This is a genomic window from Acidovorax sp. WCS2018Noco2-16 (assembly GCF_031843945.1).
Taxonomy (GTDB): domain Bacteria; phylum Pseudomonadota; class Gammaproteobacteria; order Burkholderiales; family Burkholderiaceae_C; genus Paracidovorax.
This window is the reverse complement of record NZ_JAVTJJ010000006.1, coordinates 162,695-183,113: the sequence shown is the minus strand read 5'-3', so window position 1 is coordinate 183,113 and position 20,419 is coordinate 162,695. Positions and strand designations below refer to the sequence as shown.

General features: G+C 59.7%; 9 protein-coding genes and 1 tRNA gene. 8 read left to right on the top strand and 2 right to left on the bottom strand.

Translation table 11 applies throughout. From position 1 onward, the window contains the following. Positions 1-8 precede the first annotated feature (8 nt). From treS to glgA, 8 genes are all read left to right on the top strand, one after another. Positions 9-3,431, top strand: a complete 3,423-nt coding sequence (gene treS, locus RQI28_RS14160) for a maltose alpha-D-glucosyltransferase (RefSeq protein WP_311223840.1) — start codon at positions 9-11, stop codon at positions 3,429-3,431. Positions 3,432-3,475: 44 nt separating this feature from the next. Continuing rightward, on the top strand, positions 3,476-4,201 hold the full coding sequence (locus RQI28_RS14155; RefSeq protein ID WP_311223841.1) for a mechanosensitive ion channel family protein: 726 nt from the start codon (positions 3,476-3,478) through the stop codon (positions 4,199-4,201). A 273-nt stretch (positions 4,202-4,474) separates the two neighbouring features. Beyond that, complete coding sequence (gene glgB / locus RQI28_RS14150; RefSeq protein ID WP_311223842.1) at positions 4,475-6,352, top strand: 1,4-alpha-glucan branching protein GlgB; 1,878 nt, start codon at positions 4,475-4,477, stop codon at positions 6,350-6,352. A gap of 17 nt (positions 6,353-6,369) precedes the next feature. Further along, complete coding sequence (locus RQI28_RS14145; protein ID WP_311223843.1) at positions 6,370-7,680, top strand: glucose-1-phosphate adenylyltransferase; 1,311 nt, start codon at positions 6,370-6,372, stop codon at positions 7,678-7,680. Further along, positions 7,677-9,890, top strand: a complete 2,214-nt coding sequence (gene glgX / locus RQI28_RS14140) for a glycogen debranching protein GlgX (RefSeq protein WP_311223844.1) — start codon at positions 7,677-7,679, stop codon at positions 9,888-9,890. The genes RQI28_RS14145 and glgX overlap by 4 nt, the downstream gene beginning before the upstream one ends. Beyond that, complete coding sequence (gene treZ / locus RQI28_RS14135) at positions 9,887-11,737, top strand: malto-oligosyltrehalose trehalohydrolase (protein WP_311223845.1); 1,851 nt, start codon at positions 9,887-9,889, stop codon at positions 11,735-11,737. The genes glgX and treZ overlap by 4 nt, the downstream gene beginning before the upstream one ends. 12 nt (positions 11,738-11,749) lie before the next feature. Continuing rightward, positions 11,750-16,720 carry a malto-oligosyltrehalose synthase gene (treY, locus tag RQI28_RS14130; protein ID WP_311223846.1) on the top strand — a complete coding sequence of 1,657 codons (4,971 nt, stop codon included), beginning with the start codon at positions 11,750-11,752 and terminating at the stop codon, positions 16,718-16,720. After that, positions 16,717-18,219: a glycogen synthase GlgA gene (glgA, locus tag RQI28_RS14125; RefSeq protein ID WP_311223847.1), complete on the top strand. Its 1,503-nt coding sequence runs from the start codon at positions 16,717-16,719 to the stop codon at positions 18,217-18,219. The genes treY and glgA overlap by 4 nt, the downstream gene beginning before the upstream one ends. Positions 18,220-18,313: 94 nt before the next feature. On the opposite strand, the gene RQI28_RS14120 is transcribed toward glgA, so the two are convergent. After that, positions 18,314-18,389: transfer RNA gene (locus RQI28_RS14120), tRNA-His, on the bottom strand. A gap of 63 nt (positions 18,390-18,452) precedes the next feature. Further along, complete coding sequence (locus RQI28_RS14115; RefSeq protein WP_311223848.1) at positions 18,453-20,360, bottom strand: SurA N-terminal domain-containing protein; 1,908 nt, start codon at positions 20,358-20,360, stop codon at positions 18,453-18,455. Positions 20,361-20,419: the final 59 nt, after the last annotated feature.

The window sequence follows — 20,419 nt, the reverse complement described above, 5'->3', positions numbered from 1 at the left end:
GCCCTCTTATGAACGCCAACCTGGTCCAGAGCACGCCCGATCTGCCGATCGCCGCAACCTTGCCCCCATTGCCTGAGCCGCAACCATCCGTCACGCCTGAGAACGAGGAGATCGACACGACAGGCGACCCGCAGTGGTACCGGGATGCGGTCATCTACCAGCTCAACGTCAAGGCGTTCTATGACACCAACGGCGACGGCGTGGGAGACTTCAAGGGGGTGACGGCCAAGCTCGACTACGTCAAGGATCTGGGGGTGAACACCATCTGGCTCATGCCCTTTTATCCGTCCCCACTGCGCGACGACGGGTATGACATCTCCGAATACGAAGACGTCCACCCCCAGTACGGAACGCTGGACGACTTCAAAGAGATGCTGGCAGAGGCCCACAAACGCGGTCTGCGGGTCATCACTGAACTGGTCATCAATCACACATCGGCCGACCATCCGTGGTTTCAAAGGGCCCGCCGCGCGCTGCCCGGCTCGCCTGAACGCGACTTCTATGTCTGGAGCGATACCGACCAGATCTATCAAGGCACCCGGATCATCTTCACCGATACCGAGACGTCCAACTGGGCTTGGGACCCTGTCGCTAAGGCTTACTACTGGCACCGGTTTTTCAGCCACCAGCCCGACCTGAACTTCGACAACCCCGCTGTGCTGGAAGCCGTGTTGAAGACCATGCGCTTTTGGCTGGACATGGGCGTGGACGGGTTCCGGCTGGATGCCATTCCGTACCTGGTCGAGCGTGACGGCACCAGCAACGAGAACCTGCCGGAGACGCACGCGGTCATCAAGAAATTGCGCGCCGCCATCGATGCCGAGTATGAAGATCGCTTCCTGCTTGCCGAAGCGAACATGTGGCCCGAGGACGTGCGGGAGTATTTCGGCAATGGCGACGAGTGCCACATGGCCTATCACTTTCCGCTGATGCCGCGCATGTACATGGCCATCGCGCAAGAGGACCGCCATCCGATCGTCGAGATCCTGCAGCAGACGCCGGATATTCCCGATGGCTGCCAGTGGGCGATCTTCCTGCGCAACCACGACGAGCTGACGTTGGAGATGGTGACCAGCCGTGAACGCGACTACATGTACACCATGTATGCAGCGGACATGCGCGCCCGCATCAACCTGGGCATTCGCCGGCGCCTTGCACCACTGATGGAAAACGACATCGACCGGGTCAAGCTCATGAACGGCATGCTGCTGTCGATGCCAGGATCTCCCATCATCTATTACGGCGATGAGATCGGCATGGGCGACAACGTGTTCGTGGGTGACCGTAACGGCGTGCGCACGCCCATGCAGTGGAGCCCCGACCGCAATGCGGGCTTTTCCCGCTCGGACCCGCAGCGGCTGTATCTGCAACCCATCATGGATCCGGTTTACGGATACGAAGCACTCAATGTGGAGGCGCAGTCCAGCGACCAGAGTTCGCTGTTGAACTGGACCCGGCGCATGCTAGCGGTGCGCAATACCAGCCGGGCGTTCGGCCGCGGAAAGCGCACGTTCCTGAAACCTGGCAACCGGAAGATACTTGCCTACGTCAGTGAGCATGACGACGACGTGATCCTGACGGTCTTCAACCTGTCAAGAGCGGCCCAGCCGGTTGAATTGGACCTGTCGGCCTACAAAGGGCGCGCGCCACTGGAGATGCTGGGCCGGGTGACGTTCCCGCCCATCGGCGATCTCCCTTACCTTCTGACCCTGCATTCCTACGGGTTCTATTGGTTCAAGCTGTCCACCGAGGCGGACGTGCCGGCCTGGCATCAGGACGGGCTCGATCTGCAGGAGCGCCCCGTGCTGGTTCTGTTCGATGGATGGACCAGCTTCTTTCGCGACAAGGTCATGCCCTGGCGCATCGGTATGTCCGAGCGCATGCGCGCTCAGTTCGAATCCGACACCCTGCCCCGCTTCATCGAGCTGCAACGGTGGTATGGAGGCAAAGGCACGGCGACCGACCGCGCGCGCATCCAGGATCACACGGTGTGGAAGGTCGGGCAGGACTGCGAATGGATGCTGCCGCTGGTCACGGTGGAGGCCGCAGACGCGCCGCCCGCATCGTATTTCGTCCCGCTGGCCCTGGCCTGGGAAGAAGGCGACGAAGAGCGCATGCGCCGCATCGCGCCGGCCGGCGTGGCTCGCGTACGCCAGCAGGCCAACGTCGGGGTGATGGGTGACGCCTTTCACGACGAATCGTTTTGCCGCGCCATGGTGCGCGCCATTGGCAACAACGAGCAGCTGCCGACCGAGGGCGGCGGCACATTTCGGTTCCACCGCACCTCGGCTTTTGCCGACCTGGTCACGGACCTGGACGAGTGGCCGGTGGGCCGTCCCAGCGCACAGAGCAGCAATACGGTTGTCACGCTCGGAGAAGCGCTTTTCCTCAAGGGCTACCGGCGGGTGCGCCCGGGCCAGAACCCCGAGCTGGAGGTGGGCCGCTTTCTCACGGAAGTCGCACGCTTTTCGCACTGCGTGCCGGTGGCAGGGGCGGTGGAGTACACCGCGGCAGACGGCACCACCATGACGCTGGCGATGGTGCAGTCGTATGTGTCCAATCAAGGTGATGGCTGGGACTACACCCAAGGCTACCTGGAGCGGTTCCTGGAAAACGTGCGGTTCGCCCCGTCTGCCATCTCTGCGGACGCGCACGGCGGTTTCCTCGCGCTGGTCACCACACTGGGACGGCGAACCGCACAGTTGCACCAGGCATTGGCACTGACCACGGGCGACGCGGCGTTCGACCCGGAGCCCATCGCAGTGCAAGACGTGGAGGCCTTTCGCACCCGCGCCATGGCTGAGGCTCGGGACACGTTCTCGCTGCTTGAAACGCGCATCGGGGACCTGCCCCCTGCGGCCCAGGCAGATGCCCAAGCGGTGCTTGCCCGGCAGTCTCTGGTGCTGGAGACCCTTGGCTCTGCGGCTGGAACCGGGTCGGGGTTGCAGGGCGCCATGAAGACCCGTTTTCACGGCGACTACCACCTGGGCCAGGTGCTGGTGACTGACAATGATTTCGTCATCGTTGATTTCGAAGGCGAGCCTGGCCGCAGCTTCGAGGAGCGACGGGCCAAGAGCTCGCCCTTGCGCGACGTGGCTGGAATGCTGCGGTCGTTCAACTACTCACGGTGGGCAGCCCTGAAGCGCACCAGCCAGAGCACGGAAGAAATCCTGCGCCTGGATGAAGCTGCACAGCAATGGGAGCGCAGGGCTCGCACAGCCTTCCTTGACGCGTATGCCATGGCGGGAGCGCATGCCGATCTCAGGTTGATCTCGCTGTTCGAGCTTGAAAAAGCGCTCTACGAGCTGCGTTACGAGCTTGGCAACCGGGTGGACTGGGCTCAAGTCCCGCTGCAGGGAATCCTGGCGCTCATCGGCGCGGCCGCTGCGCCCGCACCGTCACCTTCACTGTCCAATCCGCTGCAGGGGTGAGCCTGGACGCTTGCATCTGTCGCACTGAACTCTAGAGAGACTTTATGGACAACTTCGCAATTCACCTGGAACCGGCACGGGCCATGCTCTTTCAGCTCGGCGCATTCGTTCCCAAGCTGCTTGTCGCATTGCTGGTCGTCGCTGCCGGCTGGCTCGTCGCCAAGGCCGCGCGCTTTGCGGTCACCCGCACTTTGCGAGCGATCAACTTCAAGGTGCTGACAGAACGCTCGGGCCTGGACGGGTTCCTGATGCAGGCCGGGATTCGCGGCGACACCACCTGGATCTTCGGGTTGTTGGTCTACGCCTTGGTGTTGCTGGCGGCATTGCTGATCGCATTCAATGGCCTGGGTCTGAGTTATGTGACCGCCCTTTTGAGCCGCGTCCTGTGGTTCGTGCCCAACCTGTTCATCGCATTGCTGATCCTGGCACTGGGCTCCTACTTTGCCCGGTTCGTCGGCGAAATGGTCTCGGGCTATTTGCGCCGCAGCGGCATGGGCGAGACCGTTTTGCTGGGCAAGGTAGCCCAGTACGCGGTCTTGATCTTCGTCGTGTTGATCGCGCTGGATCAACTGCGCATCGGCGGCGACATCGTGCGCCAGAGCTTTTTGATTATCTTGGGAGGCTTGGTCTTCGCATTGGCCCTGGCCTTTGGCCTAGGAGGAAGGGATCGCGCGGCCGAACTGATCGAAAGGTGGTGGCCACGCAGCCAAGTCGGTGAACGTCATCTGCCTGATCAGAACCGCCCGACCAAGGATCGAACCAGTCGTTAATTTCTAGAGTGAGTTGCCTCGGAGAGGCCATGTTGCCGACTGCTTGTACGCACGCATGTACGTGATGCGTGATGCGTGATGCGTGATCGTGAATAAGTCGACGTTATCACTGAAAAGGTGTTCGAGTCTGGCCCGCTGAGGATGGGTGTTACCCGTGGGGAAAGCCGCTTCAATCAAAGCTGGCCTGCGACCGTAGTCCAAAGCCTACGCGGCCTGGCGGCCTGCACTTGCAAGGATTTGGTGCAGTGCAGCAGACGATGCTGGCAGAACATCATGTCGGCCCAGATTTCTTCGCTTCCATCAAAGACGCCAGCTCTTAGCGGCGTGGCGGCGCACTTGCAGCAATGTGATTCACTGGGAGCACATGCAGCGGCGAAAGGCACATCATTTGCTGTGTGGGCGCCAAACGCATCCCAGGTAGAAGTGATGGGGTCTTTCAGCCAATGGCATCCCCTGGCGATGGAGCGCCTGCAGGATTGCTCTGGCCGTTGGGTCACCACCGTTGCAAGCGCCTGCCATGGTGACTTCTACAAGTATGGCATTCACGCTGCCAACGAACACTGTGTGGACAAGGCCGATCCATACGCTACTCGCGCAGAGTTGGCGCCGGGCACCCCCTCGCAGATCTGGAGTCTGGATTACACGTGGAGTGATAGCGAGTGGATGAACTCGCGAGCTCAGCGGCAAAGTCTGAACTCACCTGTTTCGGTGTACGAAGTGCATCTTGGATCGTGGCAACGGCACAAAGATGGACGGTTTCTGAACTACAGAGAAATTAGTCATCGGCTAGGGGCGCACTGCGAGGCGATGGGGTTCCCACATGTCGAGCTGATGCCTGTCTCAGAGCATCCTTTCTATGGCTCGTGGGGTTATCAAACCACTGGCTATTTCGCGCCCACCGCGCGCTATGGTGAGCCGCAGGATCTGATGGACTTGGTGGACACGCTGCACCAGCACGGTATTGGCGTGATGGTGGACTGGGTGGCATCGCACTTCCCATCCGACACGCATGGACTGGCGCACTTCGACGGCACTGCGCTGTATGAGCACGAAGATCCTCGCCAGGGCTTCCACCCAGAATGGAACAGCCTGATCTTTAACTATGGCCGGTTTGAGGTTCGCGATTTTCTGATTGGCAATGCGCTGTTCTGGCTGGAAAAGTATCACTTCGATGCCATCCGCGTGGACGCCGTGTCGTCCATGCTGTATCTGGACTTCTCGCGCAAGCCAGGTGAACGGATTCCCAATCAGGATGGCGGCAATCAGAACTGGGATGCCGTCCGATTTCTGCAAGACCTGAACGCGGCTGTGTACGCCGCCTTCCCCGACGTCCAGGTGATCGCCGAGGAGTCGACATCATGGGCCGGCGTGTCCACGCCGGTGCACGACGGCGGTCTGGGTTTTGGCATGAAATGGAACATGGGTTGGATGAACGACACGCTGCGCTACATGCAGCGCCCGCACATCCAACGCAGCTGGCAAGGGGACGATATAAGGTTGTCGTCTGTCTACGCGTTCGATGAGAACTTCGTGCCGGCACTGTCGCATGACGAAGTCGTCTACGGAAAGCACAGCCTGTTGATGCGACAGCCGGGTGATGACTGGCAACGATTCGCTGGCGTGCGCCCGCTGTACGGGATGATGTGGTTTCACCTCGGCAAGAAGCTGCTGTTCATGGGTGGGGAATTCGGTCAGGTGGAGGAGTGGCACCACGAGCGCACGCTGGACTGGCATCAGTGGAGCCAGACGCGTCATGCCGGCATCGCCAAATGGGTTGCGGATCTGAACCACCTCTATCGCGCCTTCACTGCACTGTACGCAAGCGACTTCGGCCGAGATGGCTTTCGATGGGCAAATCTGTCCAAGCCCGATGCCACCGTACTCGCCTTTTTTCGCCAGTCAGGCGAAGAGGTGGTACTAGCTGTCCACAACCTGACGCCCCGCCCTTTCCATGACCAGCAGGTACAGGTGCCCTGCGCAGGCCACTGGCACGAACTGCTCAACAGCGATGCCGCCTGCTATGGCGGAAGTGGCATGGGCAACGCCGGTGGCGTCGACGCCGTTCCCCTTTCGCATGACTCATGGACCGTCACGCTGACGGTACCGCCGCTTTCCACCCTTTTTTTGTCCAACCGGCCCGCCAGGGTTTGATCTGACTGGAGTTCCCCATGTCTCGCACACGCAATGTTCTCGCCATCGTGATGGCCGGAGGCGAAGGGTCCCGCCTCCACCCGCTCACTGCCGAGCGCTGCAAGCCGGCCGTGCCGTTCAACGGCAAGCACCGCATCGTCGACTTCGTGTTGTCGAACCTGGTGAACTCTGAAATCTATTCGATCTATCTGCTGGTGCAGTACAAGTCGCAATCGCTGATCGAGCACATTCGTCAGTCGTGGACCATGACGCGCTTCATTCCACAGCACTTTGTGACTGTCGTGCCGCCGCAGATGCGCAACGGCCCCGAATGGTTTCAGGGCACTGCAGATTCGGTGTACCAAAACATTCACTTGATCGAGTCGTTCCAGCCCGACATCGTGGCGGTGTTTGGTGCAGACCATATCTATCGCATGGACGTGCGCCAGATGGTGGACTTTCATGTGGCCAACAACGCGCATGTCAGCGTCGCCACGCTGCCTGTTCCGTTGTCGCAGACAAACCAATTCGGCATTGTGGACATCGACTCCAATCACCGTATACACGACTTTGTAGAAAAGCCAGCAACGACCGAGCCGATGCCTGGTAGCACTACGCACGCGCTGGCATCGATGGGCAACTATTTGTTCAATGCGGACGTGCTACTGGAAGAGTTGAAGAAGGCCCATGCCACGGGCCATAGCGACTTTGGCCGCGACATTCTCCCGACCATGCTCAAGTCGCATCGATTGATGGCGTATGACTTCACCACCAATGAGATTCCCGGTACCGAGCCGTATGAAGAGCATGCCTATTGGCGGGACGTCGGCACCATCGACGCGTATTTCGATGCTCACTTCGATACCCTGGGCGCCACCCCAAGGTTTCGCATGACCAACCGGCAGTGGCCTATATATGCAAGCCCTGACCAAGCCGAGTCTGCTCAGATCGAAGATGGCGTGATCCACCGCTCCGTTGTGGGGTCGGGAAGCATCGTGGATGGCGCCATGCTCGATCACGCGATGCTGCGGCGCTCGGTTCTGGTTGAGCGCAACGCCAGGCTTCAGCATTGCATCGTGATGGAACGCTCTCGCATCGGGCACGGCGCGCAGATTCGTCGGGCCATCATCGACCAGGACAACGACATTCCTCCGAACGAACGCATCGGTTTTGACTTGGAAGCGGACAGGGCGCGCTTCCCTGTAACGCCGAGCGGCATCGTTGTGGTCCCGCGTTGTTACTTCCCGATCAAACGCGCCATGGGTGGCGCCAATGGATTAGAGGACGGCAGGCTGCGCCTTCCTTCAGCCGGCGTACCGTGCCACACCGACGCGGAGCTGGTTGCATGACACGTGTGAGCCCCCCTTCGATTTCAGCCCCCAACAGAAGCGCGAAACGCTCGCGACGAACCCACCATGTCGTCACGCGTGGAGCGGCATGGCCACTGGGTGCGACAGCGGACCGGAACGGTGTGAATTTCGCTGTCTACTCCAGCATCGCCAATCGCGTAGAGGTGTGCCTTTACGCTGAGGATGATCGTGAGCTCCAGCGCATCGCGCTTCCGGCATTGACGGACGACGTATGGCATGGTTATGTGCAAGGCGTGAAGCCAGGGCAACGCTATGGATTGCGTGTGCATGGCCCCTACGTGCCTGAAGCCGGGCAACGATGCAATCCTGCCAAACTGCTGCTGGACCCCTATGCTCTTGCACTCGACCGAAAGGTGGTGGGAAGTGCAGATCAGTTCGGATACACCGTTGGGCAAGCAGAAGATGACCTGAGCATCAGCGATGTAGACAACGGCCAGAAGGCGCCGAAATCCCTCGTGATTCGGTCCAAATTCGATTGGGGTGACGATCAGCCGCCACGTGTTCCCGCGGAAGACACCGTGTTCTACGAGGTGCATGTCAAGGGCTTCACCCAGACCTTGGCCGATGTGCCGGAAGCGCAGCGTGGCACTTATGCGGGTCTCGCATCCGGCCCTGCGATCGCCCATCTCAAGAAGGTGGGCGTGACCAGCGTAGAACTTCTGCCAGTTCAAGCATTTATCGATGACCAGCGCTTGGTGGAAATGGAATTGGTCAACTACTGGGGCTACAACACCATCGGCTTCTTCGCGCCAGAGCCGCGCTATGCCTCACCCAGCGCCGACGGCGGTGTGGACGAGTTCAAACGCATGGTGAAAGCACTGCATGCCGAAGGCATCGAAGTGATTTTGGACGTGGTCTACAACCACACTGGAGAGGGTAATCATCTGGGGCCTACCCTCAGCTTGAAGGGCATCGACAACGCGTCTTACTACCGCCTGTCTGGCGAAGACCCCCGTTTTTGCGTGGATTACACCGGCACTGGCAACACGGTAGATACCAGCAGCCCCCCTGCCCTTCGCTTAGTTCTCGACAGCTTGCGCTATTGGGTGACAGAGATGCACGTGGACGGTTTCCGCTTCGACCTGGCTTCTGCCTTGGGACGGGATGCAGCTGGCGCATACACCTGGCGAGCCCCATTTTTCAACGCCATAGCGCAAGACCCCGTTCTGTCTCGCGTGAAGTTGATTGCAGAGCCTTGGGATCTAGGCCCGGATGGCTACCAACTTGGCGGCTTTCCTACCGGATGGATGGAGTGGAACGGCCGTTATCGCGACGCCGTTCGTGACTATTGGGCCAACGCCGATGGGAGCCTTCCTGGCCTGGCCGCCTGCCTTTGCGGTTCGGCTGACATGCTGGAGCCCCGTCGTCGTCGTCCGACTGCCAGCGTCAACTTGGTGACCGTGCACGATGGCTTTACGTTGGCCGACTTGGTCAGCTACAACGAAAAACACAACGACGCCAACGGCGAAGATGGCAATGATGGCGAGAACCACAACCGTGGGTGGAACTGTGGCGCCGAGGGTGTTACAGACGACGCCGACATCATTAGCCTGCGTGCACGGCAAACGCGCAACTTCCTCACCACGCTGTTCCTATCGCACGGCACGCCACTTCTTCTCGGTGGCGACGAACTGGCCCGCACTCAGAGAGGCAACAACAATGGGTATTGCCAGGACTCGCCGTTGTCTTGGTATGACTGGAACCGGGCAGCCGAGCCCTTCGCGCAGGATTTGCAGGCGTTCACTGCAGCCCTGACCGAGCTGCGACGGTCTCTGCCCGTCGTCAGACTCAGCGAATGGCCTCACCACGGTGCTGGAGAACAAGCCGTGGTGACGGTCGAGTGGAAAAGCGTGTGGGGTTTGACCATGAGCCCTGAGGAGTGGGACGATCCTGCCGTGCGCTGTGTAGCCGCCATCATGGAAAGCAGGATTGAAAGCGAAGACTCGCTGATGCTGCTGTTCAATTCGTCTGGCGAGGACGCAACCTTCACCGTTCCTGATGAGCCTGCCGGGCGCGCCTGGCAGCTCCGCCTAGACACCCGGGACGGCATCGTTTCAGATCGAGGAGACGACGGCGCAGCGATTGTTCATGCAGGTGGTCAGTGGACACTGCAGGCCCACTCCATGGCAGTGCTGACGGGACCTTGCGTTCAGTCGCCCGACAGCGAACCGGCCAAAGAGTTTCTATGATCAACCGTCACGAGATGCCTTTCGGGGAGCGGCCTACTGCCGGCAATGAGAGGCTGTTCTCTCTATGGGCGCCCGCTGCCAAAACGGTCGCTTTGATTCATGGCGAAACCGGCGGAGCGGAAAAATCGACGGCTACACCGGCGATGCTTGGTACAAAAGGTTGGTGGAATGCGCGTGTTCAGGCGTGCAGCCCTGGGGCATCCTATCAGTGGCAGATCGACGATGCATTGAAAGTGCCCGACCCTGCATCACGCTATAACCCCGATGGCCCGCATCAGCCCAGCTGCGTGACCGATTCGCAGGCCTACCAATGGCAAACGGATTGGCGTGGGCGCCCCTGGCACGAACTGGTGTTTTACGAATTGCATGTGGGGAGCTTCACACCCGAGGGCACTTACAGCGCTGCCGCAATGCATTTGCCTAGACTGGCCGCGCTAGGCTTTACAGCCATCGAATTGATGCCGCTAGCCACTTTTGCGGGCGAGTGGGGCTGGGGTTATGACGGAGTGCTGCCCTTTGCACCGCACCCTGCTTACGGGTCACCCGACGATCTCAAGCACTTGGTGGACGATGCACATGCACTCGGCATATGCGTGTTCATCGACGTGGTTTATAACCACTTCGGGCCGGATGGCAACTACCTTGGCGCCTACGCGCCGGCTTTTTTCTCGACAGAGCACCAGAGCCCGTGGGGTGCAGCCATCAATTTCGACCAGGCGGGCAGCGAAGAAGTGCGCTCGTTCTTTGGGCACAACGCTTTGTATTGGGTCGATGAATTCCGCATGGATGGTCTGAGGCTGGATGCGGTTCACGCCATCGTGGATGACAGCCGGCCCGACATCCTGCAAGAAATCAGCACGCGTGTGCGCGACTTCGCCAGCCATGCAGGAAGGGCCATTCATCTGGTGCTTGAAAACGACCGCAACCAAGCGGAACGCCTGACTGCAGACCGCGCGCCCGGTCTGTACGACGGGCAGTGGAATGACGACTTTCACCACGCGCTGCATGTCACTCTTACCGGCGAAACGCAGGGGTACTACGCCAAGTTTGGCCAAGATCCGGTGGCACTGCTGGCGCTTGTGCTCACGCACGGATTTGCTTTTCCGCACGGCCATTCTGAATCCTCACTTCAGACCTCTTCGCCGCCATCAGTGCCGCTGGGTTCGATGTTGAACTTCATGGGCAATCACGACCAAGTCGGCAACCGTGCATTTGGTGAAAGGCTTGCGCATCTGGTGCCAGAGCATGCCGCAGAGTTGGCATTGCTGTTGTCTCTGCTGACGCCTGCAACCCCCATGGTGTTCATGGGTGATGAGTTCGATGCCTCGACTCCTTTTCTGTACTTCGCGCAATGGGAGGGTGAATTGCGCGATGCAGTGCGTGAAGGCCGCCAGCGCGAATTCAGTCATGCAGTCCCCGACGGACAACAACTGCCCGACCCCTGCGACATTGCATCTCTTCACTCCAGCCAACTGCGTTGGGAAGAGGCAGCGGGGCCCAAAGGCGCAGCGCGTAGTGGCCTGGTTCAACAGGCACTGCAAGCGAGGCGTGAATGGCTGCAGCCGCTGGCGCTGCGGCTGAACGTTGATGGTCATGCGGCTGAACGCATTGGCGCGTGGGCACTACGTGTCCACTGGCACTACGCGGGCGGGAGCACGATTCGGCTGGAAGTCAATTTGAGTGAATCTGCCGTCCAAGCCAAAGACCTGCCTCTGCCGCCCGGCTTCACAGCTCGAGAAATATTCTCTATCCGACGCCTTGGCGATGCGTCGGTCTGGCCACCCTGGTCTGCACGTTGGATGATGCTTTCTTCCGTTAATGACGGCTGCAACAACGATGACTATTAACAATCCACCGCAATGAACTCACATTCCGCCAATCTGGCATGCCGTGCCCGTGAGGCCGGAATTTCCACCGAGTACACAGACTTCTGGGGAACACCCGTACAAGTTTCTGAAGGGGTAATTGCACAGGCACTCACATCGATGGGTGAGCATTCCCAGCCGAAAAAGGCAGTGCCGATCGTCATCGCACAAGGCTCAAGCACGACGGTCGACCTGGGTCACGTTGCCGACTGGGCCTTGCGCGATCTTGAGGGCGCAGAACAACGCGGTACGTCAGCACAGGGCCATGGGCAGGAAGCGTGCATTCCTGCCGACTTGCCCTCGGGGTATTACCAGCTTCACTTTGGCTCAAGCCAACGGTTGGTTATCGTCACTCCGGCAGCGTGCTGGACTCCCGAAGGGCTGACAGCCGGAGAACATTGGTGGGGAATCACGGCGCAGATGTATGCGCTTCGCTCCAATAATAGTTGGGGCATTGGGGACTTTTCTGACCTGACTGCGCTGGCAGGCCTGGCCGCTTCGAAGGGCGCTGCATTCATAGGCATCAGCCCGCTGCATGCGTTGCGACCTGATCGACCTAATGACGCAAGCCCCTATAGCCCCAGCAGCAGATTGGCTTTGAACCTGCTTCACATCGACGTGACGGCGGTTCCCGAATTCTCTCGCTGTCGGGCCCTGCAAGATCTCGTCAAGGACGGAGGATTTCAACAGCGATTGACAGCCGTTCAGTCCAGCGAAACAGTGCTTTATGACGAGGTAGCTGCCATCAAGGAGGCAGCCTTGTCGCTGCTGTGGACCGACTTCCTCCAGAACGAAATGACGTTGAGCACTAATCGTGGTCAGGCCTTCGCAAGCTTTGCCGCACAGCACCAGCCGACTTTGGGAATTCATGCTCTCTTCGAAGCGATTCAGCTGACGCTGCACGCCGCCGACCCAGCCGTATGGGGCTGGCCTGCGTGGCCAGCTGAGCTGCAAGATCCGTTCGGTAGTGCTGCTAAATCGTTCGGTCAGGAGCATGCAGAGCTCGTGTCCTACCGCCTGTGGCTGCAATGGCTTGCCCACGAACAAATGGCACAGGCGTCCCGGCGTGCGCGCTCGCTTATGCCGCTCGGTTTCTATTGCGACTTGGCCGTCGGGTCCAGCGATGGGGGGTCTGAGACCTGGGTCCATTCAGGCCTGTATGCCCGGGGCATGAATATTGGCGCTCCTCCCGATCCGCTGAGCTTGCAAGGCCAGGACTGGGGCTTGCCCCCGATCAATCCCGTGGCGTTGCTGGACTCCGATTTTTTGCCTTTGAGACAGTTACTGAAAACGGTGATGCGCGACGCTGGAGCACTGCGCATGGACCATGTCATGGGGCTGATGCGGCTGTACTGGCAAGGCTCCGGCGGAGGCACCTATGTGCACTACCCGCTTGAAGCGCAGTTGGCTGTTTTGCGTGTCGAGAGTCATCGCCACCGTTGCATGGTGATTGGCGAGGACCTCGGCAATGTGGCGCCGGTCATGCGGCAAGCCATGGCTCGCTGCGATGTTCTTTCCTATCGCCCGTTGATCTTCGAGCGACTTGAGGGAGGGATGTTCAAGCCACCAGAGCAATGGGAGCGGCAGGCACTTGCGGTCGTTACGACGCATGATCTGCCGACACTTGCCGGTTTCTGGGCCGCTGACGATATTGCCATTCATCAACGGCTGGGATGGCTGAACGAGGGAGATGACCATGTACGCGCTTTGATGGCCAGAGCGCAAGACAGAACTCAGTTGCTTGCGGCATTGGATGCATCCCAACTACTGCCACAGGGAATGACAATCGATGCGCAATCCGCGCCGCAGATGACACCCGCTCTCGCAGCGGCCGTGCATGGTTTTCTGGCATTGACGCCTAGCCGACTGGTGGGTGTACAGCTCGAAGACTTGACGGGCCAGGTGCATCAGCCCAATGTGCCCGGAACGACCGAGGACCGGCACCCCAATTGGCGCCGGCGTCTAGGCACAAATCTAGAACAACTTGCATCTGACCCGTTTTTTGTCGAAATTACTCGCGCATTGCAGGCTGAACGATCGCACCGCGCATTGGCAACACCGCACCAACTGGCGGCACTCGAAACAGCGGACATCCCGCTGGCGACCTATCGGGTTCAGATGCATGGCGGCTTCACGTTCAACGACACGACCGCTGTGCTGCCTTATCTGCACGCACTGGGTGTCAGCCACCTTTACACATCGCCCTACCTGCAGGCCGCCAAAGGTAGTACACACGGCTATGACGTGGTGGACCCTACGCGCATCAATAGCGAAATAGGTACCGATGCGGACCACGCGGCGATGTGTGGGGCTTTGCAAGAGCGCGGCATGGGCCACGTGCTCGATACGGTGCCCAATCACATGGGTATTGACGACACAGCCAACCGTTGGTGGCAAGACGTGCTGGAACATGGGCAGGCGTCACTGCACGCGACGACTTTCGACATAGAGTGGAATCCGCCGACCCCCCAGACGGGTCACCGCGTGCTGTTGCCCGTGCTTGGCGACCACTATGGCAAGGTGCTGGAAGCTGGCGAGCTGCAAATTCGATTTGAAAAAGACAGCGGCAAGCTTTATGTCGCTTACTGGGAACGTGCCATTCCGCTGGATCCCCGCTGCTATGCAGAGGTGCTCAGCGGTGTGCCCTTGCCTGTCGCGGGCCCGGAAGTACCAGCATCGACCCTCGCTGATCTGCAGTCGCTTATCGATGGCTTAGCAGCTTTACCCGCTCGCGACACGCCAGAGGCTCAACTCAAAGCCGCACGGCTGCGCGATGCCCCCCTTCTCTGCCAGCGGCTGGCTCGCATAGCGGCAGCACACGATTGGGTATGGCAATGGGTGAGCTTGTGCTTGTCTAGAATCAACGGAACGGCTGGTGATTCGGCTAGCTTTGGCATGCTGGACAGCGTGTTGCAGTCTCAAGCCTATCGGTTGGCAGATTGGCGTGTGGCCGGGGACGACATCAACTACCGTCGGTTTTTCGACGTGAATTCTCTTGCAGCGATTCGCATGGAAGACCCTTCGGTCTTCGAAGCAGTGCATGCTTTGCCTCTGCGCTGGGCGGCTGAGGGCAAGGTGACAGGCCTGCGCATCGACCATCCCGATGGCTTGGCGGATCCCGCCCAGTACTTCGACCAATTGCAGAATCGTTATCTGGCGCTGCAGCACGCTGGTGGAACCGACCACCCTCGCGCGCTTTATGTCTTGGTCGAGAAGATCATGGCAGACCACGAACCTCTGCCCGCGGATTGGCGTGTGCACGGCGGCACGGGATACCGCTTCAGTACTCTAGTGAACGGCCTTTTTGTCGATGCTGAAGCGCAAGCTGACTTCGATGCGCAATATGCAGAGTTCACCGGCGACACGCAGGCGTTTGATAAAGCAGGCTATGAATGCAAGCGACTCATCATCCAGACGGCGCTGGCGTGCGATCTGCAATGGCTGGTCGACACGCTGAGTCAGATCACCCGGGCAGACAGGGCGGTGTGCGACTTCACACGCAATCAGCTGAATCTGGCCTTGGTGGAAGTCGCTGCTTTCTTTCCGGTGTATCGCACCTACATCGTGCCTGGTGCGGCACAGGCCAGCGACACTGACCGACAGCACATCGCTTGGGCCATCAGTGCCGCCCGCCGTCGTATCGGCACTTCCGAGGGCGGGGTTCTAGCCTACCTTCAGACGGTATTGCTTGGAGAACCTGGAGCTGAGCCCGAACTGCGCGCACGCTTCGTCAAACGTTGGCAGCAATTTACAGCGCCAGTGATGGCGAAGGCCATCGAAGACACTCTTTTCTACCGTTACACGCGCCTGGTTTCGCTCAATGACGTGGGAGCCGAGCCACGTCGCTTTGGCTTGTCCATCGCTGCATTCCATCATGCAAATCAGCAACGGGCAAAGCACCTGCCCTACAGCATGCTGGCCACATCGACGCATGACAGCAAGCGTTCGGAAGACGTGCGTGCCCGCTTGAACGTGCTTTCGGAGGTGCCACAGGCGTGGCAAGCACTGGTGCATGAACTGGAGATGATCGGCAAGCGTTTCACGTCGATCATTGACGGTGTTGAGGTACCCAGCCGGCATGACCTGTGGAGCCTATACCAGGCGGTGATAGGCATTTGGCCCGCTGAAGGCGCCGCTGTGGAACAACGCAGGGAGTTGATCGAACGCATACAGCGCTACATGGTTAAGGCCATGCGGGAAGCCAAGCTCGCCACCAACTGGCTCTTCCCCAACGAGCCCTACGAAACTGCTGTGGCCCACTACATTGAGAAGAGTCTTTCTAGCGACCGGTTCGTAGCGGCCCTCGAAAGCTTCGTGCACCAAGTCGCGCCACAGGGGTTTCGGAACGGCTTATGCCAACTGGCGCTCAAGCTCACCGTGCCCGGCGTGCCGGATATCTATCAAGGTTGCGAGGCCTGGAATTTCTCGCTGGTGGATCCCGACAACCGGCGTCCAGTGGATTACGCACCACTCACCGCATCTTTAGAGTCCGTGCGGGAAATGTACGAAGAGCGATATCCTCAGGCGCATGAATGGCAGAGCCTGCTCGGCACGCAAGGCTCCATTCCTGCCGCAACCAAGCAACTCGTCACCTGGCGCCTTTTACAGTTGCGCAAGAGCTACACAGCGTTGTGTAAGGATTCGACCTACTTGCCTTTGCCCATCACATCAGCGGATGGCAATGACGCCCATGCGCTGGCATTTGCGCGAATCCGCGAAGGTGAAGCCTTTGTCGTCGTGAGCACACGCGTGATGGCGCAACACACCGGAAATTGGGGGGATGCAGCCGTGGATGTGGCGGGTACGCATCCGTCCCTGGCCCGCGCCCGGCGATGGTTGAATTGGATGACAGGCGAGATCATCGACAACACCGCGCCGTGGTTGTTGCAGACGGTTCTGGGCAATGTCGCCGATGGAACGCGTCTGCCATTCGCCGTTCTGATTCCGATACAAGGCGAAGCATGAAAATTTTGTTCGTGACCCCTGAATGCGGTCCTTTCGTGAAAACGGGTGGCTTGGGTGATGTCGCTGCTGCGCTGCCTCGCGCCCTTAGCGCTTTGGGCCACGATGTGATTACGCTCATGCCTGCCTACGGAGGCATGGAGATCGGTGGATCGGTCCAGCGTGTCATCGCAGTGCCGCGAGTGGGACGCTGGCCTGATGCACAGCTGCTGCAGGTAGAACAAGCATCGGGAGAACGCTTCCTCTTTCTGTCTTGCCCGTTCGCATTTAGGAACGTGCGCTTCCCCTATGGTGATTCCGGCGCAGGTGCGCCGCCCTATGCCGCTGTACCTTTCGGCTTGCTGGCACATGTGGCGGCGCTCCTAGCAACAGACCATAGCCCGCTGAACTGGCGAGCCGATATCGTGCACGCGAATGACTGGCCCTGCGGCCTGGCACCGCTCTATCTAAAAAGCGAGCGCCTTGCGGGCCGTGCTAAAACGGCGCGCAGTGTGATGACCATCCACAATCTGGCGTTCCAGGGTGTGTTCCCCATGGATGCTGCAGACCTCCTGGACATCCCAGAGCCCTATCGCGGCATGGAAGGCGTGGAGTTCTGGAGTCAGTTGTCTATGCTGAAGGCGGGCCTTCAGCAAGCCGATGTCATCACTACTGTCAGCCCGACATACGCCCGCGAAATCCAGGACGTGGCTCTGGGCTTTGGCTTGGACGGCGTTCTGCGTGAACGCTCAAAACATCTTCATGGGCTGCTCAACGGTATCGACACGAGCGTGTGGAATCCTCGTACGGATCCGCTGATCGCCGCACAGTACGGGCCTGACGACTTGGCATTGAAAGCCCTTAATCGTGAAGCACTTCGCAAACGAGCGGGGCTGGCCCCTAGCGAACAACTGCTGCTTGGTCTGGTCGGTCGACTGACTCAGCAAAAGGGGGTCGATCTGGTCATTGCTGGCGCGCCAGCGTTGCTGGCTCAGGGCGCGCACCTCGTAGTGCTCGGAAAAGGTGATGCGGTGCTTGAAGAGTCGCTTCTTCGCCTGGCGGCCGCTCACCCTCACCAGGTCCACCTCACGCTCGGCTTCGACGAAGCACTGGCCCATCAGATCGAGGCAGGCTCGGATTGCTTCCTGATGCCCTCCCGCTTCGAGCCCTGCGGGCTCAATCAGATGTACAGCCAGGCCTACGGCACGCCGCCCGTGGTAACAGCGACTGGAGGGTTGTCGGACACAGTACTGGACGTGACTGCAGCGCCCGGAAAGGGCACAGGCTTTGTAATGCGCCAGGCAAATCAACCTGCATTTGACGAAGCCATGCAACGCGTCATGCGACTGTGGCTTGACCCTATTGCATGGCAATCCCTGCAGCGACGTGGCATGCGGCAAGATTTCGGCTGGGAGAAAGCAGCGCGGCAGTACGCCGCCTTATATGAGTCGATCTTGCTTAGCGATGCTCCGGCGCCCTCGCTATTGGCAGAGCCACTGACCCCAGACTGTCCGACCGTGTGAGGCGGCCGGTCATGAGGAGCCCGCACCGATCGACTGCCCAAAAAAATTGATAAAAAAAATCGCCGCATTCTTTTGAATGCGGCGATCTCATTTTTGGGGTGGCTGATGGGGCTCGAACCCACGACAACAGGAATCACAATCCTGGACTCTACCAACTGAGCTACAGCCACCGTAGATTCGAATTATAGCCAGAAAATCGGGCCCCCATCAAACTCGTACCTTTAATCACTGCCTCATTCGGCCGTTGGACGGGGTGCCTTGATGTGCACTTCAAAACGTTGCTTGAGCAATTCGTAGTAGGCCAGCGCTTCGGCAGAGCCCCAGGCCTGTTGGTACTGTTGATGCTGCTGCTGTGCGGTCGCAGCATCCACTGCTGCACGATCAATCACGCGATTGACTTTGACCACGGCATAGCCCAAGGCACCCAGATCGACACCGGATAAAGAAGGCAGGGCGTCCACAGGCGCATGCAGGACTGCGTCCACCAGGGCGCGTGGTTGGCCTTGGGTCTGGTCGCGGGACAGCGTGAGCGGTGCGGTCAAGCCAGTTGCCGACGTGGGCGCCGCTTTCCAGGCTGCGAGCTTGGTTTCACCTTCCTTGCGAGCCAGTTCTGCCGACTTTTCAGTGACGAACTGCTCCCGCACCTGCGCACGCACGCTGTCGAATGGCAGGGTCTGGGCAGCGGAGTAAGCTGTGATGCGACCTGCAGCCATGGTGCTCGGTGCGATTTCCACGGCTTCCGTGTTGCGCTTGTTCTGCAGCGAATCGGGCTGAAAGAGCGCTTCCAGGAACCGGCTGTTCGCCAGCGCGCCCTTGGCGTCTGGCTTGGGCGTGCGAGTCACAGCCGTGACCGTTTGGACCTTGAGTTTGAGCTTGTCAGCAACGGGTTGCAGACTGTCCGACTGTTCGTATACGCCATTGGCGAACGTCTCTGCCACCTCGGCAAACTTGCGTTGCGCCTGCTGTTGCTTGAGTTCGGCTTCCAGGGAGGCGCGCATTTCCTCAAAGCTAGGCTGGCGCGGCGTTTTGACGTCAGTGAGCTGGATGATGTGATAGCCGAAGTCGCTCTCAACGACATCGCTGATCTCGCCCTTTTTCATGGCGAATGCTGCGTCTTCGAAAGGCTTGACCATCGCACCGCGGCCGAAAAAGCCGAGATCTCCACCTGTCGGGGCAGAGCCTGGATCCTGCGATTCTTTTTTCGCCACTTCAGCGAAGCTGGCAGGCGCCTTGCGCACTTGCGCGAGCAACTCGGCGGCGCGGGCCTTGGCTTTTTCCCGGTCGGCCGCAGGTGCGTCTTTTGTGGAGTTCAGCAGGATGTGACTGGCCCGTCGTTCTTCCTTGCCTGCCAGGCGAGTCAGATTTTCCTTGTAGTAAGTGCGCAGATCATCTTCGCTGAGCGTGATGCCCGATCGAACGGCATCAAGGTCGAGCACCACATATTCAGCACTTGCTTGCTCTGGTTGCTGAAAGCGCGTGGTGTGCGACTGATAGTAGGCCTGCAGATCGCTGTCAGTCGGGGTGATCTTGCTGGCGAAGTCAGCGGGGTTGAATCTGGCAATCTGCGCCTCGCGGCGCTGATAAAGCGCATCCAGCGCCAACTTCGATTCCGCCGTGCTGCTGAAGGACGACGACATCACGGCGCCCATCACCTGATTGACCGAGATATCGTTGCGCACGCGGGCTTCGAAGCCTTCAGGAGTGAGGCCCTGAGCACCCACCAGCGCGCGATAGGCTTCGCCGTCGAGTGTGCCGTCAGCACGCTTGAGGTTGGCGATGGCAGGAATGTTTTGCAGTTCACGGGCCAGACGCGCATCACTTGCACCCAGATGCAGCTTTTTTGCCGCCGTCTGCAACACGCGGTCGCGCACCAGGCGCTCCAGCGTGGCGTAGCGCGCAGAAGGCGAATCGAGCAATTTGCCGTCAATCTGCGGGGACTGTGCACGAATGCGGTCGGTCTCGGCGCGGTGCGCGTTGTCCCAGTCGGCCTGCGTGATGTCATGCCCGTCGACGCGTGCGACTACCGGGCTCTTTTCGGAGAAGTAGTTGTGGTCGATGCCCACAAGCACAAACGAAGGAATGATCAGCAAGAACAGCAGGATCATCACGATCTTGGAGTGCTTGCGGATGGATTCGAACATGGTCGATCTTTCAATGCGGCAAAAGAAAAGGCGAACTCGCGTTCGCCTTTGTGTGGTGG